General features: G+C 40.7%; 23 protein-coding genes. 7 read left to right on the top strand and 16 right to left on the bottom strand.

Features of this window, described 5'->3' with window-relative positions; all coding sequences use genetic code 11:
* Positions 1-25: 25 nt before the first annotated feature.
* The 10 genes from IQ247_RS11955 to IQ247_RS11910 form a co-directional block, all read right to left on the bottom strand.
* Positions 26-412 carry a CAP domain-containing protein gene (locus tag IQ247_RS11955; protein WP_193920201.1) on the bottom strand — a complete coding sequence of 129 codons (387 nt, stop codon included), beginning with the start codon at positions 410-412 and terminating at the stop codon, positions 26-28.
* Positions 413-1,249: 837 nt separating this feature from the next.
* The gene (locus IQ247_RS11950; RefSeq protein WP_193920199.1) at positions 1,250-3,550 is read right to left on the bottom strand and encodes a S8 family peptidase; all 2,301 of its coding nucleotides are present in this window, start codon (positions 3,548-3,550) and stop codon (positions 1,250-1,252) included.
* A gap of 54 nt (positions 3,551-3,604) precedes the next feature.
* Complete coding sequence (locus tag IQ247_RS11945; RefSeq protein ID WP_193920197.1) at positions 3,605-4,996, bottom strand: SagB family peptide dehydrogenase; 1,392 nt, start codon at positions 4,994-4,996, stop codon at positions 3,605-3,607.
* A gap of 1 nt (position 4,997) precedes the next feature.
* The gene (locus IQ247_RS11940; protein ID WP_193920196.1) at positions 4,998-7,286 is read right to left on the bottom strand and encodes a TOMM precursor leader peptide-binding protein; all 2,289 of its coding nucleotides are present in this window, start codon (positions 7,284-7,286) and stop codon (positions 4,998-5,000) included.
* Between the two features lie 71 nt (positions 7,287-7,357).
* Complete coding sequence (locus tag IQ247_RS11935) at positions 7,358-8,107, bottom strand: LamG-like jellyroll fold domain-containing protein (protein WP_322745493.1); 750 nt, start codon at positions 8,105-8,107, stop codon at positions 7,358-7,360.
* Between the two features lie 89 nt (positions 8,108-8,196).
* The gene (locus IQ247_RS11930) at positions 8,197-8,397 is read right to left on the bottom strand and encodes a cyanobactin biosynthesis system PatB/AcyB/McaB family protein (protein WP_193920194.1); all 201 of its coding nucleotides are present in this window, start codon (positions 8,395-8,397) and stop codon (positions 8,197-8,199) included.
* 328 nt (positions 8,398-8,725) lie between these two features.
* A complete protein-coding gene (locus IQ247_RS11925; RefSeq protein WP_193920193.1) occupies positions 8,726-8,923 on the bottom strand; it encodes a DUF5837 family cyanobactin class RiPP in 198 nt (65 codons plus the stop codon).
* A gap of 407 nt (positions 8,924-9,330) precedes the next feature.
* On the bottom strand, positions 9,331-9,555 hold the full coding sequence (locus tag IQ247_RS11920) for a DUF5837 family cyanobactin class RiPP (RefSeq protein WP_193920192.1): 225 nt from the start codon (positions 9,553-9,555) through the stop codon (positions 9,331-9,333).
* A 116-nt stretch (positions 9,556-9,671) separates the two neighbouring features.
* Positions 9,672-11,639: a S8 family peptidase gene (locus tag IQ247_RS11915; RefSeq protein WP_193920191.1), complete on the bottom strand. Its 1,968-nt coding sequence runs from the start codon at positions 11,637-11,639 to the stop codon at positions 9,672-9,674.
* A 169-nt stretch (positions 11,640-11,808) separates the two neighbouring features.
* Positions 11,809-12,060: a S8/S53 family peptidase gene (locus IQ247_RS11910; RefSeq protein WP_193920183.1), complete on the bottom strand. Its 252-nt coding sequence runs from the start codon at positions 12,058-12,060 to the stop codon at positions 11,809-11,811.
* Positions 12,061-12,586: 526 nt separating this feature from the next.
* On the opposite strand from IQ247_RS11910, the gene IQ247_RS11905 reads away from it, so the two are divergent.
* The 4 genes from IQ247_RS11905 (at position 12,587) to IQ247_RS33585 (ending at position 14,702) form a co-directional block, all read left to right on the top strand.
* Positions 12,587-14,080 carry an AAA-like domain-containing protein gene (locus IQ247_RS11905; RefSeq protein ID WP_193920181.1) on the top strand — a complete coding sequence of 498 codons (1,494 nt, stop codon included), beginning with the start codon at positions 12,587-12,589 and terminating at the stop codon, positions 14,078-14,080.
* 136 nt (positions 14,081-14,216) lie between these two features.
* On the top strand, positions 14,217-14,405 hold the full coding sequence (locus IQ247_RS11900) for a hypothetical protein (protein WP_193920179.1): 189 nt from the start codon (positions 14,217-14,219) through the stop codon (positions 14,403-14,405).
* On the top strand, positions 14,402-14,551 hold the full coding sequence (locus IQ247_RS33125) for a type II toxin-antitoxin system RelE/ParE family toxin (RefSeq protein ID WP_322745492.1): 150 nt from the start codon (positions 14,402-14,404) through the stop codon (positions 14,549-14,551). Before IQ247_RS11900 ends, IQ247_RS33125 begins: the two co-directional genes overlap by 4 nt.
* Positions 14,526-14,702, top strand: coding sequence for a type II toxin-antitoxin system RelE/ParE family toxin (locus IQ247_RS33585; RefSeq protein ID WP_265579682.1), 177 nt, complete (start codon positions 14,526-14,528; stop codon positions 14,700-14,702). Before IQ247_RS33125 ends, IQ247_RS33585 begins: the two co-directional genes overlap by 26 nt.
* 6 nt (positions 14,703-14,708) lie before the next feature.
* On the opposite strand, the gene argC is transcribed toward IQ247_RS33585, so the two are convergent.
* A complete protein-coding gene (argC, locus tag IQ247_RS11890) occupies positions 14,709-15,668 on the bottom strand; it encodes an N-acetyl-gamma-glutamyl-phosphate reductase (protein WP_193920177.1) in 960 nt (319 codons plus the stop codon).
* A 471-nt stretch (positions 15,669-16,139) separates the two neighbouring features.
* Between argC and IQ247_RS11885 the strand changes: the two genes are divergently transcribed.
* Both IQ247_RS11885 and IQ247_RS11880 read left to right on the top strand, forming a co-directional pair.
* Positions 16,140-17,174, top strand: a complete 1,035-nt coding sequence (locus IQ247_RS11885) for a hypothetical protein (protein WP_193920175.1) — start codon at positions 16,140-16,142, stop codon at positions 17,172-17,174.
* Between the two features lie 400 nt (positions 17,175-17,574).
* On the top strand, positions 17,575-18,231 hold the full coding sequence (locus IQ247_RS11880; protein WP_193920173.1) for a hypothetical protein: 657 nt from the start codon (positions 17,575-17,577) through the stop codon (positions 18,229-18,231).
* A 166-nt stretch (positions 18,232-18,397) separates the two neighbouring features.
* On the opposite strand, the gene uvrC is transcribed toward IQ247_RS11880, so the two are convergent.
* Complete coding sequence (gene uvrC, locus IQ247_RS11875) at positions 18,398-20,278, bottom strand: excinuclease ABC subunit UvrC (RefSeq protein ID WP_193920171.1); 1,881 nt, start codon at positions 20,276-20,278, stop codon at positions 18,398-18,400.
* A gap of 590 nt (positions 20,279-20,868) precedes the next feature.
* On the opposite strand from uvrC, the gene IQ247_RS11870 reads away from it, so the two are divergent.
* The gene (locus tag IQ247_RS11870; protein WP_193920169.1) at positions 20,869-21,048 is read left to right on the top strand and encodes a hypothetical protein; all 180 of its coding nucleotides are present in this window, start codon (positions 20,869-20,871) and stop codon (positions 21,046-21,048) included.
* 45 nt (positions 21,049-21,093) lie between these two features.
* Here the strand turns inward: IQ247_RS11870 and IQ247_RS11865 are convergent, their stop codons facing one another.
* The 4 genes from IQ247_RS11865 to IQ247_RS11850 all read right to left on the bottom strand — a co-directional run bounded on the left by IQ247_RS11865 (position 21,094) and on the right by IQ247_RS11850 (position 24,378).
* On the bottom strand, positions 21,094-21,516 hold the full coding sequence (locus IQ247_RS11865; protein WP_193920167.1) for a response regulator: 423 nt from the start codon (positions 21,514-21,516) through the stop codon (positions 21,094-21,096).
* A 441-nt stretch (positions 21,517-21,957) separates the two neighbouring features.
* A complete protein-coding gene (locus tag IQ247_RS11860) occupies positions 21,958-22,485 on the bottom strand; it encodes a restriction endonuclease, SacI family (protein WP_193920165.1) in 528 nt (175 codons plus the stop codon).
* A gap of 203 nt (positions 22,486-22,688) precedes the next feature.
* On the bottom strand, positions 22,689-23,894 hold the full coding sequence (locus tag IQ247_RS11855) for an LL-diaminopimelate aminotransferase (RefSeq protein WP_193920163.1): 1,206 nt from the start codon (positions 23,892-23,894) through the stop codon (positions 22,689-22,691).
* Between the two features lie 151 nt (positions 23,895-24,045).
* Positions 24,046-24,378, bottom strand: a complete 333-nt coding sequence (locus IQ247_RS11850) for a thioredoxin family protein (protein ID WP_193920161.1) — start codon at positions 24,376-24,378, stop codon at positions 24,046-24,048.
* Positions 24,379-24,477 lie beyond the last annotated feature (99 nt).

Here is a 24,477-nt window from a genome sequence, read left to right as displayed (position 1 = left end):
TTTAAGGATGGCTCATTAGTTTGGGTTAGCGTTTTCCAAAGACTTGCGTCCAATAATGTTTGTATTGCAATCGACCTGGGTCGTTCTCTAGATAGCAATGACCGACACCAATTTCTGTATAATCTGGACTAAGAATATTGTTGCGGTGTCCTGGGCTATTCAGCCACTGTTGCATTACAGCTTCTGGTGTAGGTCTGCCTGCCGCAATATTCTCTCCAACAAAGGAAGATGGATATCCTTCCTCTCTGGCACGTTTAACGGGATCGCCATGCTCAAAGAAATCGCCGTGTGCCATGTTTTGAGAATGTCCTTGTGCCGCTTTGAACAGTTGCTCATTCCATTCTAAGGCTCCTAAGCCATGATTAGCACGTTCTTGATTGGTAAGTGCAATAACTTGTTGTACAAGATCCATATCAAATTTTCTCCTTAATTTTCGATAGTATTGCTCTTAGTTTGCACCTTCAATCAGAAGCAAGCTACCAAAGTTTACAAATTTAAGAAAAAAGTTAAAGATTTAGCAGCAGCAATTTTCCAACACAGTCCCTATATTGGTTTCAGTTACCGAAAATTTAAGTGCCGAGCAACTATTAGTTAACGTCATTATTAACTTTGGGAAAAAACCAAAGCTAATAACCTTCTGAGAAACTTTTTCCACCACCTGTAAAGCCTGGGAACACCGAAAATAGTTGAAATTTCCGCTTTCGTAAAATTTGTACCCACAACAAATTAGTCTAGAGTCAATATTAATTATAGAAGCAAATAATAGTAAATTCCCTGGTCTTGGCTAGTTTTATTTAAAACAATCTTTTCACTACCAGATTACTTAACATAAACTGGTACAAAAGAGGGAATTAACCCAGAAAATGCCAAATATAAACTATGGGATGATGGTATCAAAACTTGATTTTTTGCTGTATAAATAGCAATGTATGAGTTCGGTTATTTATGAGCTATTTATCAGAAGTTAATCCCCAAAAAACTGAAATAACCGCATTACGCTCAATAGCACTCAGCACGCATTATTGGGAATTTAAAACAGTACCAGCGTGGTGTGCTTTTTGCATAATTCTTAACTCAGGCTAACCGATTAGAATCATCAGGACTAATGCGATAGACTTCGTAATCTTTAGGAGATTTAATAACAGAAATTCACCACAATTATTGGACATTTATTTACCTGATTAATTTATAGGTGAATATTATAGGAATGTGACGAAGAGTCGTGTCGCAAAAACGCTAGGTGAGAAAGCTAACGTGGTACTGACCACGAACGCACTTGCCCCAGAGTGACTGGCATAATATTGGCAACGTCAATGGTGAATCTATACACCTTTTTGGCGCGTCGGCCGTTTTCTGAGTCGAAAAACTTCAGCATCACGTCCCAACAATTACCGTTCAAGCGACAAAAGGGGCTTTTTTCAATCTCAATGCTGTCTAATCCCATGCCGCTATTAATGGCTTCAGCAAAAGTGGAGGCTGCTTGAAAGGCGTTTGTCGCAGCAAAATTGAGAGCGCGATCGCGGTCTAAATGTCCTAAGTTGCGGAGGTCATAGTAGATGCGATGCAGGAAACTTTTGAGGGTACGGCGCATCATCACGTTATCAGATTCGCGGGTCTCAGGGCTAACGGTGGCAACGGCTGCTTCGACCAATGAGTTGACTTGCCAACCATACATCCCCCGAATATTAGGCAGTGCAAGGATAGGAACGACTTGCCCGGAAAAAAGTTCGACGCTGCGATTGGTTAGATTGCCAGGAATGCTGACTCGCTCAATGTAATCATCGCTTTCTTCTGGCTGAATTTGTCCAGCCAAAAGCATCTGAAATACCGTATATATTTCGCTGGCAAAAGCCTTTTGGGGTTCTAGGGCGTAAATTGGGGTAAGTTCTTGATTCAGCGTCCAAATAAGAGATTTACCTTCAGTGGGACTCAACTCCAGATGATTAACCATTTGGCTGACATCATAGGGATTAGCCGGAATTAATACCCCATCAATGTTGACCCCAGGCATCTGTTGCTTGAAGGTATCGCGGCGGGCTTCAGAACCGAAATCGTAGCCAAGGGTGCCGAGGGCGTAGACTGTGTTGGAGACGGCACTGGGGGTGATGTTAGAAGGTGAAAGGGGAGCAGGGGAAATATCTATAATTGTAGCTGAGGCGGTAACAAGTTTCATAGCGGCAGAATTGTCAACCTCATTAAGAGATTGGGAGGCACTTATTACGGCAGATTCAGAACTATCTGGGAAAGAGTTGCTGTTTGGTGGTAAAATCATTTGCGGAAGGACAACTGCACTTGATTGAATGTTGGGTAAAAGCTGCCCAGTTAATAATTGATAGGCTCCGGGAATATTTAATTTACCGACTAGACAGCGTTCTGGTTCCTCAACTTCCTTGGAGTCGCAGGGAATAGCACTATTTAAAATAGCTTGACGAACAGTTTCGGCATTAGGTTTTTCGCCCCGTTGTAGTTGTAGACTCATTAGTAAAGCAGAAATGCCTGTCATTAAGGGGGCAGCCAAACTGGTTCCTTCTTGGCGTGCTGGTTCATCGGTACCGGGTTGTGCTGCTACTATGTTTTCACCCGGTGCAAGAATACCCTGTTGCTGATATTGTCCACCCCAATTACTGTAGTTGGCGGGTTGACCATTGTCTTTCATCATACCCACTGCCAGGACATTTGGCAAAATCGCCGGAGCGCAAAAGCATTCGCCCTTATTGTTGCCTGATGGAGCTACAATTAGAATATTATTATCTTGGCACTGCTTCACCGCTTTCTGAATCATTTCGTGGGCAAACCCAGTTTGAGTGGGATGACAGGCTGCACAGTGGATGATGTTTACTCCCAGTTCCAATGCCAGGTTAAAGGCATGAGCTAAGTTCAACGGTGAGAGTGCCTCATCACCCGTTGAGGTTTCAAATAGGGGAATGTTAATAGCGGTGCAGTAGGGAGCAACTCCTTCCACTGGGGAACCTGGTTGCCCAAATATTGTACCAAAGATGCCTGTTGCATGAAAGATACAATTGAGACGTTCTCGAACAAGTTTGGGAATTGAGTCTCTCAATGCCTCAATTTCTTCCTCTAAGGCTTTAATTTCTGCTTTATAGTCGGTGTTTGCGGGGATTTCTGGTTTGAGTTTTGTTTGCTGTTGCTTGAAGTTTTTTAACTGATGATAATGTTCTAGCAATGGTGCCTCTGTGTTTTCTAATACACCATTGAAGATGGTAGTGATAGAATGCGGCGGCATTATTTCAGCAACAGATAGCACTGGGGCTGTATCCGTATTCTGCTTTTCGATCTGCTTCAATGCTTTCTTTAAAGCCTTTTTTTTGTCTCCCAACTTCCTAATTTGAAGTTCCCTTTGAATATAAATCGGATCGATTGGCTCTAAATCTGTTTGCCAAAAAGCTTTAGCTTTACTCAAGTTTGCACCCCGAAAGCAAGCGCGCTCTAAATCGGCTGATCCATCTAAAACAGCAATTTTGATCCGAGAATCACCAAGAGTCAGAGCTTGCAGAGCAGCAAAACCGGGAATGGTATTAAAGTCAGGCATAGAAGTAATAAATAGGATAAAGTGGGATCGAGTTGGGCAAGCAAAGATTTTAATTTATTGCTTCAATGAACCGAGAATAAACTCTCCCACAGAAGACTCTTCGTACTCGTTGAGATTGGCGATTTTGACGAACTGTTCCGAGTTTCCTGCACCAATTGCACTGGGAGCTAATTGCATGGCAGTAGCAACCAGGTAAAATGTTTGAAACAAAACACCAATATGTTTTAAAATCAACCCATAACCGATGGCATAGTACTTCCAGAACAATCGCCCAAACCGAGCCGTCACAATCAGAAGCACTTGGGGAACATTTTGCTGTCCCGTTGATTTCCAGGCATCGAAAATTAAGGCTTCAACTGTTGAATTTCCATCGGCGATTGCATACAAGGCGTGAGACAATGGCTGATAGTGGTATAATCCTGAATCCAATCCCTGACACTGATTAATCACAGGATAAATTTCCAACTCGTATAAAGCACCACCAGCAGGGTAAGGACGTTTTGTAAGTTCTCCAATGTTCATAATATCCTCCTCACGGGTGTAAACCTCTTTCACCCTGGCACAGCGATATAGGAATTCTCCCAACTGCTTGAGGGTGATAGGTTGGTTGTCATACTCACGAATTGATTGTCTGGATTCTATCGCTTGGGTGAGGGAAATATCTGTTTTGGCTAACGCTTCTAGGTGAGGTTTCTCTAAGAAAATGACTTCATCGCTCATGGGAGACTTGACAAAGTGCGCGCGCTCGCTATCCTCGAAGCTCGGTATTTGTGATTTTCGTGCATCGTCTAATCGCTTTAAACGGGTTTGACGATGAAACAGAAGATTGTGAAATTGCCATTCCGCTAATGCTTCACTTTCAGGTTCTAAGGAAATCATCTTAGTAGCAATCAGCAACTTAATCAGCGATTGCACTATTTCTACATTAATTAGCGAATCTGCTAAATTCTCTAACGTCAATGACGAATCAGACTGAGCCAGTTTCCCAATTAAAGCGGCAGCACGCCAATCTAGAAGAATAATTTTGGCTTTAGATAAGGGAGATTCTAAGACAAATTGTTGATTTTCTTGACGCAGAAAGGCAAAGCGAGATAGGTTAAAATTCTTATCCCAATCAAAAACCGGAGAAATCAATTGATAATCAGTAGTGATGGCAACGGCGGTTGCTAAGGGTAAAACAGAATGACAAATCCAGCCCAGGTTAATCAGCTTTTGTAACTCAGCTTCAAAGTTTGAACTGTCTTCCACACCATCAGCTTCTACAACCAAAGCAGTTAGTTGGGCTGTGGTTAGGGCAGAATGTTTTAGATGTTCCAATGCCGATCTCAATCCTGGTTGAGGGCGATCTAGAGTGAGGCTGTGGGTCGCGAATTGCAGCGTCAAGCGATCAGTTTCATCGGTAAAGACAATTTCGGGGCGGAAGGAGAGGGTGAAGGTATCGGACATATTAAAACACCATTGGCATAGGATTCATTTGATTTTCAGCTATAGGTGCAGGGAGCCAGCCGAGTTTTACAGGCACATCATACAACCTTCCAGCCCCAAAACGCGACCAGAAGTGACGTAAACCTGGTACAATAACTTTGACCACAGGTAAGCCAATATCAGGACGAGTCTGGTTAAGTACCAGCATTTCCAGCCCAACTTTTCCTACAATATCCACACAGTTCAAGACATCTTGATGGATATCGTCGTTCCACTGTTGGTTATAATCAGTGGCTTGTTTGGCAGGAGCTTGAGAAGGTGCTAAATATGGTTGGTTGGCGATGGATGCGTGAGTATACCAGTAATTCAATGCCGAGTCTGCATTGGTTGAGGGATACTTCTCTGGTAAATGACAACCAATTTGATTTACCTCCGTCACCGCTCGTAAGATGGCAATTTTGGCATCGAAATGGGCGCCATAACCAGCGATAATGTATTCCTGTTCTCCACCCGTATAACGAGAAATGGCGGCAAATGCGGGAATATTCAAATCCGTGGTTAAATCCAAGACCCACAATTCTCGCTGTTGAGTGCCATACCAGGCTTGCAAATCCAGTAAATAAGGTTCGTTGAAACTGGCTAAATCCACACCAGGACGCTGTAGACGATTGTACCACCAAATTGCCACACTATCGCGCTCTGCAAGTTCCAAAAATCCTTGTAAAATAGCATCCTCCAGGGTTCCACCAGCCGCATTACCGTTGGAATCAGCCCAACAGAAGCAATGTTCTTTATTGAGCTTGTAATTGTAATAACAGAAGGTAGTGGGGAGATATTTGTGGGTTTGCTCAGTGAGCGACCAAACAGGTGTCCAGTCAATTATCTGGGTTTCGTCAAAAGGTTTGGGAATCCAATCGTGTTCAACCAACAACTTTTTGTTTAATTCCTCCCGATTTTGATACTGAGTTTTGCTGAACAGCAAACACTGTGCTGGATGAATGGCACCGTCTAAATCAGCCAACTTAGACTTGATTCGGGGTTCGTCACCCTGGTAAATACAAGAATAGCGTTCAACCGCTTCACAAAATCCACTTGCTTGAGATTGACGGTCAGTTTTACCTTTGCCACCGCTTTTGTGACCAAGGGATTTCCGCAATTGACCCAAACTGTCAGAAGAACCAAAAGTGTGAACTGCGCTGTAGGTATGTACAAAGGGATTCTCTGGATCGGACAATCGCGTTAGGCTACTGACGACTCCAGTAATTGGGCTTATTAGATGTTCGTAACGTTTTAAGATTTGATCTGGTGTAAAAGCACGATGTCCGCCATCCTGAGTAAACAGCTTTTTGCGGCTAGTGAGAGCGATTGCACTTTTGACTTGTTGACTCACTAAATCGGGATTTCCACAAGCAGGACACTGGGGACGTTGAGTTAGGGAATGGGTTTTCAGGGTAAAATTCGTTTGGTCTAAAGTTATGATTTTCCCTGCTAAAGTCTGAATTTTCGCCTCTGGGACAAGCTGTTGCACCAACCATTTCGCAACTTCGGTAGTTGTAAGTGTTATAGCTGTTTGCTCCGTCGAAGCCAACCCAGCTATAGCAGTCGGTAAACATCCATTCCCCGTCTTCCCTTGCTGTCGTAAAATGGAAGTCTCTACCTCTCGATTGCCCTGTAACCGATGAGCTAAACATTCCCAGCAACCTGTTTCTTTGGGAGTAAAGATGGAACCAAACCACAGTATCCCACCGTTTGGCTTAACCAGTAGCCAAGGTTGCTGAGTTCGCAGTGCTATTTTATTGATACGACTCAGTTCTGGCTGAAGATAGTCATCGGTGAGAACTACCCACAGGGAATGAATCCCCAATGTTGACTCCTCTGTTGACTCCTGTGGCTGTCCTTGCTGTACAGGAATTCCCACTGCTTGCAACGCTGCAATCAAATTTTGCGCGTCAACAGCACCAATAGTTGTGACGAAGACTTTTGTCTGGGGTAAGCCATTGCTCACTAGTAGCGGATCAACATTCAGCAGACTCCAAAATGCTGCGGCTTCGCGGGTTAGACTATGAGCAGCATCGGTGAGGTAGCCTTTTTCATCCAAGCGTTCAAGGACATAATCAAAGTGTTCGGGGGGAACTTGTCCATCAAGTTTTTGAATTATTTCTGCTCGTGTATGTTGCCCATCCAGAAGGGGAAGAATTTGGCAATAAAGGCTACCTGTCAGCGCGTAAGTGGCAGATTCGCTGAGCAAATAGACATTTTTGGGTTCAACAATCTCCACGCGGAAGTGGGGTTTAATTTGGGGAATTTTCATGACACTTGATAAATTTGTAACATAAATATAAAGAAGTTTTCTGGAAGTCCCTTAACGAGAAATGTGATACGCTATACCCAAATCCGCCCCCGCCAGAATATGGAATCTGCCTCGGTTTTTTGTTGTTTTGCCATTTCCTTATACCAGTAGGCGTAATCCTCTAATCCGGTTGATCGCGTTAACCGTTCCTGAGCATTGAGATTGGTTTTGATGGGAATCTCGGATTCTTCCCAAGTGGCATTCCCCAGAACAGTTCCCGTCGCCCGATTGGTCGTTTTATCGCCGATGGCGGTACCAAAACCTTCATTTAATGTCCAGCAGCGCACTAACCCCAGTTCCCGTCCAGTGAGAAAGTAGGTCATATTTGCCTGAATTTCGGCTGGCGATCGCGCGAACCGCCATACCCGCACTTCCAGCAGTTTGCCATGAAAACCGGAGTCTGGCACTTCTGGATATCTACCTAAATAGGTATTGCCAAAGGAAATAACTGGAGTAATTGCCGTTTTATTGTCGTTTTCTACGCCGTTAATATAGAGCTTCGTATCACCGGGACGACTCCCCCCCCGTGCCACTGCAACATGATACCAATTACCAGCCACCAAACCCGCAGCAACTGAGGAAATGGCCTCTGCCTCTGGGGTAAGCTGAAACTTCAATTCGCCAGCTTCTAGATAAAACTGCGTCTCCCCATCGGCAAAAATCACCTGCTTTTCCGCATCTGTGGCGGGACATACCCATGCTTCGATGGTGAACCGTCCTTGTGGTCGCAATGCGGAGCTACCTACAGCAATTCCCTGAGAATTGGTATCGAAAACCAGCACCTTACTTTTAATTGCTTCCTTTTTCATTCTCCCTGCTCCTTGCTTTCCTGCCTTTTAAATTACAAAAACGCTCCAGCGACGGCGTGAAATCAACCACAGCCACCGGAAGCTTTAAGTTGATTGTAGCTGCGGTATTGAAACCCTGCGGGGTCGTTATAGTTTGCACCATGCAGTAATTTAATCCGAATATTAACCAAATCTTCCACGCTGCCGTGAACCACATCAACAGCCTCGTGGGGCTGAATTAAATCGGGACGTTTGACGGGAGAAGATTGTTTAGGAAGTTTCATAGCTTAGTTCCTTTTAGTGAATTGGGATGTGTTATGGCTGAGATGATCCAAAACGTTGTGTAGGTAAGCCAGCTAGAAAGTCTAATTGGGGAAATAAACTTCTAGCTGGTTTAGATATTAAAGGGGCAAGAAAAGCGGAAAACCTCCCCTCGTAACCACCTCCCCTACTTCCCCTAATCCCTCATCTTCCCCTCAACCCAACAGGTACCAGGTAACGAAATCCTTCAGGTGAGGGCGATCACGAATCGATTCATCCGACCAAACCAGGCTTCAGGACGGGAAGAAAAGGAACTTTGAGAGAAATTTGAGAACCGAATGGAGTGGGAACCTATTCTGCGTCGTCTCCGTCATAAGAACAGTTAATCCAACAGTTCCACTCATACATAGACGATAGTACTGATGCACAATTGTCGCCATCCAGTTTCAGAGCTTCTTCCGACAACTCAGCCAACTGTGCAGGCAATTGTCCAGTAATAGTGCGGTTGACTGGTTGTGCCGCTTGGGGCATTAAGTTTTGCTTATCCATGAGAGTTTTTCTCCATTTTTGTTGTTTGTTAGTGTCCCGTTGTCGAGCCGTGGCTCAGTCGGTGGGTCTGACCGCTTTTTGGTGTAAAATCAAACTAAGTAATTACGCAAAATTAAATATATATTGTCATTGCGAGGAACGAAGCAATCACAAGGCTTTAGCATTTTCGCAATGTATAAATATTTTTGCACTACTACTTATATATCGAGAAAGGCGATTACCTACGGTAGGCGCAGCGCAACTTCCCCTTATACTTCATTCATCTTCCCCTCAACCCAACAGATGCCAGGTAACGGAAACTCCCCAGGTGAAGGCCACGCGAATCAATTTATCCGAGCTTTCCCAGGCTCCAGGGCGAGCGGAAAGGGAATTTTGAGAGAGATTTGAGAACCGAATGGAGTGGGAACCTATTCTGCGTCGTCTCCGTCATAAGAACACCACATAGGACGACCACCAGTAATAATACATTCTTCAAATACACACTCACGAGATGATAGAACTGATGCACTGCTGCCTCTAGCATTCAGTTGCAGAGCTTCTTCCGATAATTCAGCTAACTGTGCAGGCAATTGTCCAGTGGTAATGCGGTTGACGGGTTGTGCCGCTTGGGGCATTAAGTTTTGCTTATCCATGAGAGTTTTTCTCCATTTTTGTTGTTTGTTAGTGTCCTGTTGTCGAGTCGTGGCTCAGTCAGTGACTATGACCGCTTCTTGTGTGTAAAATAAGACTGTTTGCTCAGTGCTTCAATCTAATACGCCGAAGACCAAGTTCTCACGTCACCCAGGGTCACTGGAATCAGGTCACTCACATCAATGGTGAAGCGGAATATCCTCTTGGCACGACGGCTGTTTTCTGGGTCAAAAAACTTCAGTTTCACATCCCAACAATCGCTATCTAAGCGACAGAAGGGGCTTTTCTCGATATCAATGCTGTCGAGTTCCATGCCTGTTGCCACCGCTTCGGCAAAGGTAGAGGCAGCCTGAAACGCATTCGTTGCGGCAAAGTTGAGCGCTCTGTCTTGAGAAGTGGTGCCAAGATTCCGTAAGTCGTAATAAATCCGGTTGAGGAAACTAGCCAATGTGCGCCGAATTGCCTCTTCTTGGGCATCTCCCACGGTAGTTTGTACTGTTTCTATGGCAGCAGATACTAAAGTATTAATCTTCCAGCCATACATCCCCCGTGGGTTTTGGGGTGCAATCAACGGCACAACTTGCCCAGAAAACAACTTCACAGTTTTTCCGGTCAAAACACCAGGGATACTCACCCGCTCCACAAATTCCTCGCTGGTTTCGGCTTGAATTTGCCCTGCTAATAGCTCTTGCAAAACTGCGTAGGTGTCTCGCGCAAATGCTCCTTGGGGTTCAATCGCATAAATTGGAGTCAATTCAATATTCAACGTCCAAATTAGCGACCTGGATTCCGAAGGACTTGCTGCCAAGTAATCCACCATTTGCCGTGCATCGTAGGGATTTGCTGGTACGGTAATATCACCAATATTATTAGCAGGCATCAATTGTTTGAAAGAATCTCGCCTTGATTCCGTGCCAAAGTCATAGCCAAGGGTTCCTAAAGCATATACAAATTGACTGTCAGTAAGTTCACTAGGAGCTTGGCTAGCAGTGACGAAATTCGATACAGATGGAGTCATAGGAGGTATTGATGGGGTTATAGATTGGGGAATTGAGGCAGCGATTGAATTTGCAGTTGGGCTTGTAGTTGGGCTTGCAGTTAATCCATTAACACGAGATAGATCGGATGCTTCCACCTCAGTTGGTTCGGTAATTGGTTTGATTTTAGTACAGCCGCAACCAGAGGCAGTAACGGCTTCTATAGTGTTAGTGTCAGACACAGTTCCTCCAAAAATATATTTAAGTGAACCAGGTATATTAAGCTTGCCAAGTAAACAACGACTTGTGTCGGATGTATCGGCAGGTGTACAGGGCAAAGCACTCTTTAAGATTGCGTCCCTAACTTTTTGCGGATTGGGGGTTTCACCGCGCTGAATTTGTAAACTTAATAACAGCGCTGCGACTCCCGTGGTGATTGGTGCGGCAAAACTTGTGCCGCTCAACCGAGTTGTTCCACCTCCTGGCTTTGCTCCTAAGATGTTTTCACCCGGTGCTAGAATGCCTTGATTCTGGTAAATCTCGCCCCAATTACTGAATTCAATGGGTTTACCCTGGTCATCCATTGCTCCAACCGCTAACACCGCAGGAAGGGCTGCCGGAACGTGTAAACAAGCACAGCCATCATTGCCTGCTGCTGCAATAATCAGCACATTCTTTTCCTGGCAAAGCTGAACAGAGCGTCGTAACCACCCTTCTGCTTCGCCTTCATCGGTGAGTTGCCCACCGCTAATGTTGATAATATGCGCTCCCGCATTGACAGCTTGCTCAATCGCACGGGCTAAATCCAGTTGAGACAACTGTCGTCCTTCGTCTGCAAACACCGGAATACTCAATCCTTTGCATTGAGGAGCAATTCCCCTAACAGGGGTACCCAACTGACCAAAGATTATGCTGGCAACATGAGTGCCATGTAAAGACATCCCGCCATTCGGATTTGCCTCCCCACTAACTAACGTCGGTAGCTGGGTCAAATCTGCTCCCAGAAAGCAGGAATGCTTAAAATCAATCAGTCCGTCGAGTACAGCAATACAAATTTGGGGACTACCGGAAGTTTTTGTACATAGTTGCTCAAGAGGTAAAAGATTCATTTAGAACAGCCCTGACGCTTATTTAAGTAGTTCACAAAATTATTAGATTTACCATAAAATGTTACTATTTTAGAGATGTCTATTGAATAAAATCGCAAGTATCAACACATCTCTAATCAGTAATTTGATACGTCTGAAGAAATACTTATTATCAATACCTTCGCCTAATTTAAGAATTGCTAGAGCTAGCACTAGCTGGATGGATAGTTCCATGCTGGGAGGCAGAACCGCGATCGGCGACACCAGAAACCAAGGTTTGAAGCCGAGTAAGATTAGCTCCATCGAAGCAGGGGTGAGACTGGTCAACTGGTCCGTCAAGTACGGCAACACATACGCCAGGAGCGCCCAGTGATTCATCCCAAAGTGATTTGAGTCCGGGCAATGCTGAAATATCGGTAAAGTCAGTCGTTATAGTTGCCATGCTATGAACTAATTACACCCACCTTTGACTAATTTGATAACTATTTCTTTCGTTCTTTGTAACTATTTAACTATTGCTCTTAGTTTGCAGCTTCAATCAAAACCAAGCCACCAAAGTTTACAACTTTAAGAAAAAAGTTAAGGATTTAGCCCCAGTAAATCCCCAAATCCATTCCCATATTGGTTTCAGTTACCGAAAATTTAATAACCTCGCAATTATTAATTAACGCCGTTCTTAACTTTGGAAAAAACCCTAAGTTAATAAATATAATTTTGTTTACCTTTACCATAGAAAACTTCAATGCAAAGCTTATATATTTATGTATTTAGAAGTATTTACAATATAGACTTTTATTGAAATTGTCGATAATAAGCTTGTTGAAAATAAACTTTTCAGAATTGAATTCATCAATTACGTAACTATACTGCGTAAATTTGCAAAGTGCATAAGTCATAACAGTATTCATCTACATATATTAGTAGGTGGATTACTAAACACATTTTGATACTTTTATTCGTAGTTAAAAATGCAATTACAATCAAAAAATCAACTACGGCGACGGGGTGCGATTCTAACTGCTCAAGGCTTCAAAAAACTCAATCAGGCAAAAGCGGAGGTAGAAATTCAGCAAGACTTTAAGCGATATACTCTCGAAGACCTGAGTGAGAAAACAAATTTAACTGCCAATACCCTCAGCAAAGTCTTTAATGCTTCAGTAGGAGTCGATAAGCGAACCTTGGAATGCTGCTTCAATGCCTTTAATCTAAGGTTGTTAAAGGACGATTATCTCTACCTGAAGACTGATAAAGACAATTTTGCCGAGATTGGCTTAATGTCCATGAATGAAACCATCTGTCCCATCGAATCAGTTTGCAATTCTCGCACCAATTCCCCTCAAACCTACAGAATGGAACAAGCGCAAGACAATCAGCAATTTCGTGCTTCAACCTTACCGGGAGGGCAAATACCCCTGGATTCAATCTTTTACATTGACCGTCCTATCGTCGAATCCCTTTGTTACGAAGCCATCCAGCAACCCGGTGCTATGCTCAACATCCGCGCTCCCAAGCAAATGGGCAAAACCTCCCTAATGACCCGCATCCTGGCTTACGCTAAAACTCTGGGACATAAAACCGTTTCCCTGAATTTACAACTTGCCGACGGTGAGATTTTACAGAACCTAGAACACTTCCTAAAATGGTTTTGCGCCAGAGTCAGCAAGCAGCTAGACTTACCAGATGCGTTGGCGCAGCCCACCGTAGGCATCGCATCTTTTGACAACAACAGCTTGGGTAGCAAATCGAACACTACTGACTACTTCGAGGATGTTATCTTAGCTAACTTTGATCGCGCAAACTCTCCAAGGAAGAATTGTCCTGTGGTGATTGCGATTGATGAATTCAACCGGCTTTTTGCTTACCCAGACATTGCTAGTGAATTTCTGCGACTTTTGCGAACTTGGTCTGAGCGAGCGAAAGCAAGGGTAGGAGAAAGCAATCTTTGGCAAAACCTCCGACTGGTGACGGTTCATTCTACCGAAATCCAAATGCCCGCTTCGATCGATAAATCCCTCTTGAATACAGGGTTGGCAATTGATTTACCTGAGTTTATCCCATCTCAAGTGCAGGAATTAGCCAATCGATGGGGAGAGGATATGACAGCAGAACAAATCGAGCAATTAATTACCCTTCTGGGAGGACATCCCTATCGCTTGCAGTTGGCTTTTTATTATCTTCAGCAGCAAACTATAACCCTGGAACAACTGTTAGAAAATTCTTCAATTGCTGCTGCCATTTATGCAGAGCATCTAGAATCACAATGGTGGAACCTGCTACGATATCCCGATTTATTGCCATTATTCACAGAAATTGTCAACCAATCAAGTCCTGTAGATTGCGAGGCTGTGCAAGCCGGACAGTTGTGCAATATGGGGTTGGTGCGTCTGTATGGTAGAATGGCAAATTTGAGATGCGAGTTATTTCGTCCTTTTTTCTGCGAACGCTTGGCGCATAACTCTTAGCAAAGGGTGTCCGTGACACATAAGGCTTATTGCCTCTTCGATTATTTTAAATCTGCAAGCTGAATAAATAATATTTAATACAGATAAAAAAAGTATTTTTATTTAGAATATAAAAAGTAAGTTATCTGGAATTTCTATGGAAAAGCTTAATATAAAAGAAGAAGCTCGAAAGCTGATCGATAAATTGCCCGATGACTCTACGTGGGATGACTTGATGTACGAGATTTATGTTCGACAAGCAGTTGAAGCTGGACTTGCCGATAGTAACGCTGGTAAAGTAATTTCGGTACAAGATGTTAGGGCAAAATTTGGATTACCAGAGTGAAAGTTTTCTGGACAGAAACAGCAGTAGAGAATCTATCAGCAATTTATACCTATATTGCTCAAAACTCACCTCAGTATGCAGACAGGATTATCGATCGCATAACCAAACGTTCCCAACAAATTGCGAAGGAATTTTCCTCTATCTGATCGAATTGTAATTGAGTTTGAAACCGAGCAAATTCGAGAGGTTATCGAAGGTTCATACCGAATTATTTATTACATCAAACCCGAACAAATAGACGTACTTGCTGTGATACATGGCGCACAGGAAATTATACCAAACAGAGAAGAATTGTAAAAATATTCAACAAAGCCCCAAATCCTCATCCAAACCCAGCATAATATTCAAATTCTGTACCGCTGCACCCGAAGCACCTTTTCCTAAGTTATCCAATCTTGCTACTAATAAAGCTTCTTTTGTTTCGTCATTCGCAAACACAAATACTTGCACTAAGTTGGTATCATTGGCTGCTTGAGCGTCAAAAAATTTCCCTTTACGTAATGAATCATCATTCAAAGGAGCAACAAGAACATATTTTTCGTTTTGATAATATTCTTTAAGGGTATTATGAATCAATTCACCACTGGGTTGATTTTTCAAAGCTTGTAAAGGTAGAGGAATTTGCACCAACATTCCTTTTTCAAAGTTTCCCACAGCAGGAACAAACAAAGGTGGAAATTTTAACCCCGAATGCTTGTGGATTTCTTTAACGTGTTTGTGTCCGAAACTTAAACCATAGATTCCGTAAGCATAATTATCTGCTTGCTGTTGAGAAATGCTTTGATATTCCTCAATCAGTTTTTTTCCTCCTCCCGAATACCCGGAAATTGCGTTGATAGTCACGGGAAAATCATTGGGAATAATACCAGATGCAATTAAAGGACGCACACAGGCTAAAAACCCCGTGGGATAGCAACCGGGATTACTGACTCGTGTTGCGTGTTTGATTTGTTCTCTGCGGTTCTGTTCTAATTCGGGAAAACCGTATACCCAACCATCTGTAACGCGATGAGCAGAGCTTGCATCCAGTATTTTAACGTTGGGATTAGTGACAAAACTGACGGCTTCGCGGGCTGCATCGTCGGGTAAACAAAGAATGGCTACATCGGCTGAGTTGATTAATTGCGATCGCGCTTGAGCATCTTTACGTTTTTCTGGAGGTATGCTGACAATTTCCATGTCATGGCGGTGGTTTAAACGCGAATGAATTTGCAAGCCTGTAGTACCTTCTGCACCATCTATAAAAACAGTCGGTTTACTCATAATAATTCCATACCTCCAGTCAAAATTCCGAGATGCTTTTATATTTTCTCATTAATGTTGGGGAAATGAATACTTTTTTCAGGTAATATCTTGAGTAAAAATTGATTCTATCTGTGATTTATTCAATTTACAAAATTATCTTACCTATTTAAATTAAACAAAGGTACTAAAACATTTGTCTAAAAAATGCAAGTACTCAAAGGTTGACTAATTTAACTTATAACAAATTTAAAAATATCAATTCGCTTAGTTTATAAAAATAAATTATTTTTTCAAATATTTTTATTTTTGAAATGCCCCTATATTATCAAATTGAAGACAATAAAATAATCCTTTAATGATTAAAACAACGAAAAATCATAAATATCTAATATTGATTTTTTTTATATTCAGAGAATCATCATGGCTTATGATTTACCATGTGAATGGTTACGTCAAAATCCCAGATAGAATTCAAGAGTAAATTTAAAAATGGCTAACAATAACACTCCCATAGAGACAAAAAATTCAAGTTCTAAATCTGCTGTAAGTATTAATCCAGATGGAACTGAGACTAGATATTCTCTGGCTTCTGTATCTGTTGATGATGGTACAGGTGACCTTAAGACTCTATCGGTTTCTAGTAATGGTATGAGTGGTGAAAATGGTACAAATGTAAGAGATACTACGTCTGGTTCCAACTCAAATACAGCTAACGACGATGAAGCTATTACCATAACTGATTTAACCAGTACAGCCCCTGAAGAAGACATATCTCAAACAAGACAAACAGAATCTTCACAGGAACAATCTTTAATCATAGACAGTTTTATTAACAACGGTAGTTTTGAGGGTAATTCCTTTGAAGGAGGGACTTTCCAAAATTGGAGAACCATTGGTGATACCAGCATTGAAACACAAGAAATAGGAATCGAGCCGACAGATGGAGAATTCCAAGCTTTGATTACTAATGGTTTTAGCGATGCGGGTGGTTCAGTTGAAGAGTCTGATTTATCGCAATTTCTGAATTTACCATCCGCTTCTCTCGATGCTCTGCTTGATGGAAATGCGACAGAAGGTTCCGGAATCAAACAAACATTTACCGCACAAGCTGGTGATATTCTAGAGTTTGATTACAGTCTTCTTACCAATGAAGCTACACCCTCTGCAACTTTCAACGATTCAGCTTTCTTTACTTTGGGCAATTTTGCTCTGGAACTAGGTGATACATTCGATCCGACTTTTTCTGATAAATCTGTACAAGGATTTTCAGAAGCAACCGACAGTAAAACTATTAAAGTTGCAATTTCTCAAGCAGGAACATACGATTTAGGTTTTGGAATTGTAGATTTAACTGATTCTATTGTCGATTCTGCAATATTGCTTGACGATGTAAAACTGATTCCCACTGGTGTTGTTCCTTTTTCGTCACAAAGCAATGATGATCCTATGAGTGCTGATGTTGATTTTACTTTTGGAAGTAATGGTTTTGAACCTGTTAACGGTTCTTCCAACACCCAACAGTAAGTAGGTTGGCGTTGAAAATTATAATTAGGGCAGGCAGTAGGCAGTCGGCAGTAGGGGTAAGAGTTTAAGGCTAATTAACATTCTGTTACATGATTCGGTTTATTTCTGCCGACTTACTTAATTAAAATTAGCAACAGTTGGTCAAATATAGAATATGTAGCGTAAGTTCTGATTAGTTAGGGTTTACGCTTTATTTCGTTTAAATTGACCTTTTTTAAGAATCTTATGATAATTATGGTGGAAAATTTCCTTAGTCCAAACCATGTCATTTTGAACCAGAATCCCAAATCGAAAATAGATGTATCCAGTTATTTTACTTAACGTATGTGTGTAACAATTAATGAAATAATATATTTATTTGTAAAATAAATTCAATTTCATATTTCCATCAAAATTAAAGATGAAATCCGCGAATCGTTGGCTATTTTTGGGTGTTGGTTTAATTGTACTTATAGTCTTCGGCTACGGAGGCTATCACATGGGGCGTTATTTTTTAAGCGGAGGTACAGCAAGTAATTTAGTAAGTAAGGAAACGGAAAAGGATAATAACATAAAAATGACTTTGGGAAATTTTCGAGAACTTGAAGGTACACCTTATTTAATGGCACCTGTTAATTCTCAAGAAAATTCTCGTCAAAGCTATTACGATAAAAATGCTTTACAAATCTATAATTATTTATTTTTCAATATTAACGATAAATCAGCACAGCGATTAGTTCCTGGCAATCAGTTTTTGTTTTTAAATGCTCAAGAAGTAGTATTGCAAAGACGTGAAGATAAAATTATCACGGGGATGTGGTATGAAGTCGTTAAAGCTGATAGTAATAATGATGGACGTTTAGATGAACGAGATAAGAAAACTATCGCCGTTTCTGATGTTTCAGGAAGCGATTATACAGAAGTAATTGATCAAATTGATCAGCTTTTAGGTTCGCATCAAAAGAATTCCACAACTTTGTTACTATTTTATGAATTTGATGGTAGGGAATATGTTGCTGAAATTAGTATGGACAGACGTGTATTAGTTGAAAAACAAGTATTACCTTCAATAAAATAAAATTGGTAATTGATAATTGGTAATTGGTAATGGTTAATGGTTAATTGGTAATAGGTAATTAAAATCTGTGTAATCCGTGCAATCCTTTTTAATCCGCGATCAGAAATGAGGAAAAAGTTAATTACTAATTAACCACCTTTAACCTTTAACCTTTAACCTTTAACCTTTAATTATTGGGATGAAAGTAATCATAAATTTCCTGTGCTAAACGCGAACCAATTCCGGAAACTTCGGCGATTTGAGCGGGTGTAGCTAACCGGATATAATCTATGGAACGAAAATGGGCTAATAGTTGTTGTTGACGATTGTGTCCCAAACCAGGAATTTCATCCAAGCGCGATCGCCTTAGTTTGGCGGTACGTTGTTGACGATGGAAACTAACAGCAAAACGGTGTGCTTCATCGCGTAAACGTCGCAGTAATTGGACTCCCGGCTGTTCGGCTTCTGTTTCTAAGGGTATGGATTCTCCGGGTAAGAATATTTCTTCTTGTCGTTTTGCAAGACTGACAACTCGCACATCTTCCAATAAATTCATTTCTTGTAAAACTGTTACCACAGAAGATAGTTGTCCTTTTCCACCGTCTATCATTACTAAATCGGGAAAATCAGGATTACCCGCTCGCGGCAATTGTGGATCTTCTACATATTTACGAAAGCGTCTTCCGATAACTTCAGCTAAGGAAGCAAAGTCATCCGAATGACCGATTGTAACGTTGGGATTTCTAATTTTATAACGACGATAGTGCTGATTTGCGGGTAAACCATCAATAAATACTACTTGGGAAGCTACCGCATTGGAACCTTGAATGTGGGAAATATCGTAACCTTCGATGCGGTGCGGTAAATCGGGTAAATCGAGAATACTAGCTAAATCTTGTAGTGCTAATTGATCGCGATCGCCAAGTTTTTGCACTCTTTGCAATTCATAACTAGCGTTTCGCTCGACCATTTCAATTAATTCTGCTTTAATCTGACGTTGGGGAGTTATGATAGAGACTTTTTTCCCTTTCCGCTGAGTCAACACATCCGCTAAAATTTCCGCATCTGGTAAATCGTGCTGGACTAAAATTTCTATGGGGATTTCTACTGAATCAGCAGTTTGATAATGTTCTTCTAATACTCGTTGTAAGATAGCTCCGGCTTCAGCTTGAGCGTCGGCTATAAACGCTAATCTCCCTACTAATTGCCCTGCCCGAATCTGAAATAATTGAATGCAAGCGTGTTTTTCGTCTGCCGCTAAAGCTATGGCATCTCTGGAAACAGTATCATCAGGTAAAGATACTTTTTGGTCGGCATTTAACGACTTTAACCCGGCTATTTGGTCGCGTGTGCGAGCCGCAGTTTCAAAGTTCAGTTCTTCAGCAGCTTGATGCATCTGCTGTGTCAGTGTATCAATTAATTCAGAAGTCCGACCTTGAAAAACCATTGCTACTTTTTGCACGATTTTGCGGTATTCCTCTGGTGTAACCAATTGCTGACAGACACCAGGACACCTTCCCAAATCGTAGTTTAAACAAGGTCTGTCTTTAAATAGCGGTTGCGGCCGCTGTCGTAAAGGAAATATCCGCTTACACAAATGCAATATGGAGCGCAACAAGCGAGAATCAGTATAAGGACCATAATACTTGTCCTTTTCTTTACCAATTCTGCGTTTGCGGGTAATAAAAATTCTCGGATATTCCTCAGACCAAGTTATACAAACGTAAGGATACTTTTTATCATCCTTGAGCAGCACGTTAAAATATGGCTGATGCTGCTTAATCAAGTTTGCTTCTAACGCTAACGCTTCCGTCTCAGTATCAGTGACAATGAACTCAATATCTGTCACCTGTCTTACCATGGTAGCGATACGCTCGGTTAATTTTTGCGACTCCCGGAAATAAGAACGAACTCGCGATCGCAATTTTCGCGATTTACCTATATATATGATACGGTCAGTTGCATCCCGCATCAAATAAACTCCCGCTTCTGGGGGAATTTCTTGAAGACGATTTTCCAGACGTTCTGGATTTTTAAGCAGTGGTAAAGTTTCAGCAGTTTTTGTCACAAATCAACAAAGGAAAATTTTACTAATCGACCATATTTACTATTTTAAGTAAAATCCCTAGTTGTTTGGCACAGATTTGATTTTTTTTTAGTTTCCACTCTTTCGGCTGCGTTAGCTTTGTAGTTATTTTCACAACCACTATGTAAATTGTAACTACTACTTGTTCAATTGTTTATCAATGAGCTAGAAAATCTTTAACAATTAAATTAGAATATTTTAAACTTACGATTATCTGGGAGATATACATAGATATATATTTTGTTTCAAGTTATTTCAACCAAGAATACATCTATTTTGACCCTTTTCTTCGTTAAATCTCAATACTTCAGCCGCTGTTCATAATCAATTCGTTATACTCCCTCAAATTAGATAAGCAAAATCCCTGATTTTTTCCAAACCTTTAAGTATTAGGAATATTAACGGATTCATAGACTGCGATCGAATGAGTATGATTGGTATAAATATAGCTTACGCACTAATGATCAACTCATGTATCCTTTGAGATTAATTACTTTAGGTCGATAAAGAAAATTTTTTCTTATTTGCCTTTTAGTTGCAGTTATTTGAAAGAAATATAGTAGGAGAAAAACATGAATTCCCAAGACTTTGAGTCTCAGTATCGTGAAGCTATGAATCAAACACTCAACGAACTACAATCAGCAATTTTATTATTAGCACAAGCTCAACGTAAAATTTCCATAATTGGCTCTTCCGTCAAAAACTTGAGTGAAAGTGTAGAAGAATATCTAATTAAACAAAAGTCCGAATAAAGATGATTTTTTATGCATTTTCAAGTACAATTTGTCAAGCAAATACTATATCTGGTGACAGGATAATTCTTTTTCAATAGCTTGAGTAAGTTCGTTGAGAATTATAGGTTTAATGAAATAGCGACGAGCGCCTAAACTTATCGCTTTTTTGCAATCTGATTTAAAAGCTAACCCTGAAACTATAATTACAGGGATTTTAGCAGTTTGTGAGTTTTGCTGCATTTTTTCTAGCAGCAAGTAACCATCAATATCAGGTAACTTTAAGTCCAATACAATTAAATCTGGCTGAAAAGTCTCCACTGTAGAGAAAAACCTAGAACCATTAGATAAGCTTTTGACTTCGTATCCACAAAAATTTAGACAATCACCCAACAGCATCCGATTAGCATGATTATCTTCAACTAATAAAATTTTTTTGATTTGATGTAACTTTAATTGCTGCTTTGCACTTATTAGCTGCACTGTCATTTTCACCTATCATTATTAGGTTACAAGTGAATTGTTCATGAAAAAATACAATATATCATTTCCAATCAGACTGATTTTAAAGATATATATACAAAAAAAAGCTAATTAGTCAATGCTTATCTATCAACAAAATTTAGCTTCATGATTATTTCTGCTTATTCATATTAGCTTAAAATAAAAAGTTAAGGTAATGTTAAACTAATCTTTAACCTTACCTTAAGTTTTTATGATAAATTTTACATTTTTTTAAGGATAAGTAAGTTGACATTGAGACACATTACTTGTGGTTGTATTTCACAAAATACGATTGAGTTATATTCTCAACAGGTAAAATTTAAACTGAAATTAAAACTTTTGTCATACTCCGGGGAAGGCTTTAGTTAGTTAGAGGTTAGACTCAGTGTCACATTCAAAATTTTTATTCTGGGGTAATAACAGTACTTAATCTGAGCTATTTTTTGCGGATCGATGCTTTGCAGCAAATAAGTAGAATGCTATTAATCCTAGTAGTGCGGAAGGTTCCGGAACTTTCTTTTTATGCGGAACTCTAGACTGCCAAACACTAGTATAAGTAGTAGTATAAGTCTCTAAATTTGATTGCTGTTGGTTTTGCGATGAAGTAAATTCAGTATTATATATGATGTTTTCAGCAGCTTCAATTGATTGTATGGTGCTTTGAGCTTTTAGAAACAATAAATTATTTAATGAATTTTTATTCTTATCCCTCGTGAATTGATTACACAAATCCAATTCGGGGAAAGATATACAATAATCTGGTTTATTAGACAATCCTGTCTCTGACAAGATATTTTTACTACCAGATGATAATTTATTTTGTGGAGTTTTTCTTAAATCATCATCAGGCGCAAAATTTTCAAATGAACTTGCTTGTGCTGGAACTGTAGCGCTTACATTAATTATCGTACCAAGGAATACGTAATTAAAAACTTTTTTTATACTTTTTGTCATGGAATTAGTTCCTTGTAACCTAAAAAACAACTAATTGATACCCATTTCTTTCAAGTGCAATTAATTCTCTAACAATAAGTATATTGCCCCAAAATATCAAAAAAATGATGCACAAAATAAGTAATACCACGCTCAGTTTAACGTGGTATTACTATAACTACTGACACAAATGAGTTAAGTTTGTATCAATTTCAAATAAAGATTTAATGAACTAACTGTAAAAATTGAGAAATTTTTTCTACAGCCAGTTCTAATACAGGTGGTTCATGTACCAATGCAAAGCGCACATAACCTTCTCCGGATTTACCAAAACCGACACCGGGAGAAACTGCAACACCCGTATTTTCAACTAACGAACGGCAAAAGTTCATCGAATCTTGACTCCAAGGTTCCGGTAACTTTGCCCAAACATACATTGTTGCTTTTGGTGTGGGTACCTCCCAGTTGATGCGGTGCAAACCGTTAACAAAAACATCGCGACGTTTTTGAAAACTGTCTACAGCGGCTTGAACCCCCGATTGTGGACCGTTTAAAGCAGCGATCGCACCATTCAAAATTCCCCGGTATTGGTTAAAGTCAACTACTGCTTTTACTCGACGTAAAGCCCCAATCAACTCGCGGTTTCCAATGGCAAAGCCGATACGAAAACCGCCCATATTATAGGATTTAGACAAAGTAAAAAACTCTATTGATATGCTTTTTTCTAAGTCAGCTTGCAAAATTGAAGGAACAAAAGACTTAAGATTGGTGCTTGCTGGCGCTTCGTTTTCTGCAAAAACCAAATCGACATAGGGAAAATCGTGAACCAGGACAATATTATGCTGCTGACAAAAAGATACAGCTTGTTCAAAAAAAGATAGAGTTGCGATCGCAGCAGTAGGATTGTGAGGATAACTTAATACCATCATCCGCGACTGTGCCAATACCGGCGCAGGGATTTCCTCAAATACGGGTAAAAAATTATTTTCTTCCCGTAGAGTCATCGGATAAATTTGACCAGAAGCTAAGTAAACTCCCCCAGCGTGGGAAGGATAACCGGGGTCAAGTAATAAAGCAAAATCTCCCGGATTTAACACAGCTAAAGGTAAATGTGCCGTCCCTTCTTGGGAACCAATTAGGGGTAACACTTCAGTTTCCGGATCTACCGAGATACCGAATCGCGTCGAATACCACTCTGCTGCGGCTCTTCTAAAGTCTTGGGTTCCATGAAACAACAAGTAACCATGAGTACTTTTGTCATCCAAAGACTTGGCGATCGCCTCGATGACATGACTTTCTACTGGTAAATCGGAAGATCCCAAAGACAAATCAATTAACTGACGATTATTAGCCAAAGCTTTAGCCTTGGCAATGTCCATAACTGCAAATACATTCGATTGCAGGGGTTCTAAACGCTTCGCAAATTGCATTTTTAATGTTGTTAGTTGTTAGTTGTTAGTTGTTGGTTGTTGATTGTTAGTTGTTAGTTGTTATTAGAGCCACGAACCACCAACTACTATCTACTATTCCACCAACCACTATCCACTATTCCACCAACCACTATCCACTATCCACGAACCACTATCCACTTAAATGATTATCTAATAAGCTCATCAATTTTTCTTTATTAACAACTCCCTCGCTAGAGGCTAATACCTGATCTCCTTGAACTAATCGCAAAGCAGGCACACCTTCCACTTGATATTGTTTAACCGAAACTGGATTGGGGTCAACTTCCATTTTGACAACTTTGAGCTTGTCGCTATATTTTGCAGCAGCAGCATCAACCGCTGGGGACATCAATTTACAAGGTCCACACCACGAAGCCCAAAAGTATACTAATACTGGTTGTTCGGCTTGCAGTACTTCTCGATCAAAATCTGCATCATTAATGTTGATTACACCTTCACTCATTTTGGTCTCCATTTAATAGCATCCTTAACGATCGCACAAATTAAATGTATCCCAATATGCGCTCAAGGAGGAAATGGGGAGAGGGGGAGAGGGGGAGAG

Source organism: Plectonema cf. radiosum LEGE 06105 (assembly GCF_015207665.1).
Classification (GTDB): Bacteria; Cyanobacteriota; Cyanobacteriia; order Cyanobacteriales; family Nostocaceae; genus Rivularia; species Rivularia radiosa_A.
The sequence above is the reverse complement of the archived record's forward strand: the minus strand, read 5'-3'. Positions and strand labels throughout refer to the sequence as shown.

Bases quoted from the DNA above. Each gene is read 5' to 3' on its own strand.
- IQ247_RS11955 (WP_193920201.1), bottom strand. From the start codon at position 412: ATGGATCTTGTACAACAAGTTATTGCACTTACCAATCAAGAACGTGCT.
- IQ247_RS11950 (WP_193920199.1), bottom strand. From the start codon at position 3,550: ATGCCTGACTTTAATACCATTCCCGGTTTTGCTGCTCTGCAAGCTCTG.
- IQ247_RS11945 (WP_193920197.1), bottom strand. From the start codon at position 4,996: ATGTCCGATACCTTCACCCTCTCCTTCCGCCCCGAAATTGTCTTTACC.
- IQ247_RS11940 (WP_193920196.1), bottom strand. From the start codon at position 7,286: ATGAAAATTCCCCAAATTAAACCCCACTTCCGCGTGGAGATTGTTGAA.
- IQ247_RS11930 (WP_193920194.1), bottom strand. From the start codon at position 8,397: ATGAAACTTCCTAAACAATCTTCTCCCGTCAAACGTCCCGATTTAATT.
- IQ247_RS11925 (WP_193920193.1), bottom strand. From the start codon at position 8,923: ATGGATAAGCAAAACTTAATGCCCCAAGCGGCACAACCAGTCAACCGC.
- IQ247_RS11920 (WP_193920192.1), bottom strand. From the start codon at position 9,555: ATGGATAAGCAAAACTTAATGCCCCAAGCGGCACAACCCGTCAACCGC.
- IQ247_RS11915 (WP_193920191.1), bottom strand. From the start codon at position 11,639: ATGAATCTTTTACCTCTTGAGCAACTATGTACAAAAACTTCCGGTAGT.
- IQ247_RS11910 (WP_193920183.1), bottom strand. From the start codon at position 12,060: ATGGCAACTATAACGACTGACTTTACCGATATTTCAGCATTGCCCGGA.
- IQ247_RS11905 (WP_193920181.1), top strand. From the start codon at position 12,587: ATGCAATTACAATCAAAAAATCAACTACGGCGACGGGGTGCGATTCTA.
- IQ247_RS11900 (WP_193920179.1), top strand. From the start codon at position 14,217: ATGGAAAAGCTTAATATAAAAGAAGAAGCTCGAAAGCTGATCGATAAA.
- argC (WP_193920177.1), bottom strand. From the start codon at position 15,668: ATGAGTAAACCGACTGTTTTTATAGATGGTGCAGAAGGTACTACAGGC.
- IQ247_RS11885 (WP_193920175.1), top strand. From the start codon at position 16,140: ATGGCTAACAATAACACTCCCATAGAGACAAAAAATTCAAGTTCTAAA.
- IQ247_RS11880 (WP_193920173.1), top strand. From the start codon at position 17,575: ATGAAATCCGCGAATCGTTGGCTATTTTTGGGTGTTGGTTTAATTGTA.
- IQ247_RS11870 (WP_193920169.1), top strand. From the start codon at position 20,869: ATGAATTCCCAAGACTTTGAGTCTCAGTATCGTGAAGCTATGAATCAA.
- IQ247_RS11865 (WP_193920167.1), bottom strand. From the start codon at position 21,516: ATGACAGTGCAGCTAATAAGTGCAAAGCAGCAATTAAAGTTACATCAA.
- IQ247_RS11860 (WP_193920165.1), bottom strand. From the start codon at position 22,485: ATGACAAAAAGTATAAAAAAAGTTTTTAATTACGTATTCCTTGGTACG.
- IQ247_RS11855 (WP_193920163.1), bottom strand. From the start codon at position 23,894: ATGCAATTTGCGAAGCGTTTAGAACCCCTGCAATCGAATGTATTTGCA.
- IQ247_RS11850 (WP_193920161.1), bottom strand. From the start codon at position 24,378: ATGAGTGAAGGTGTAATCAACATTAATGATGCAGATTTTGATCGAGAA.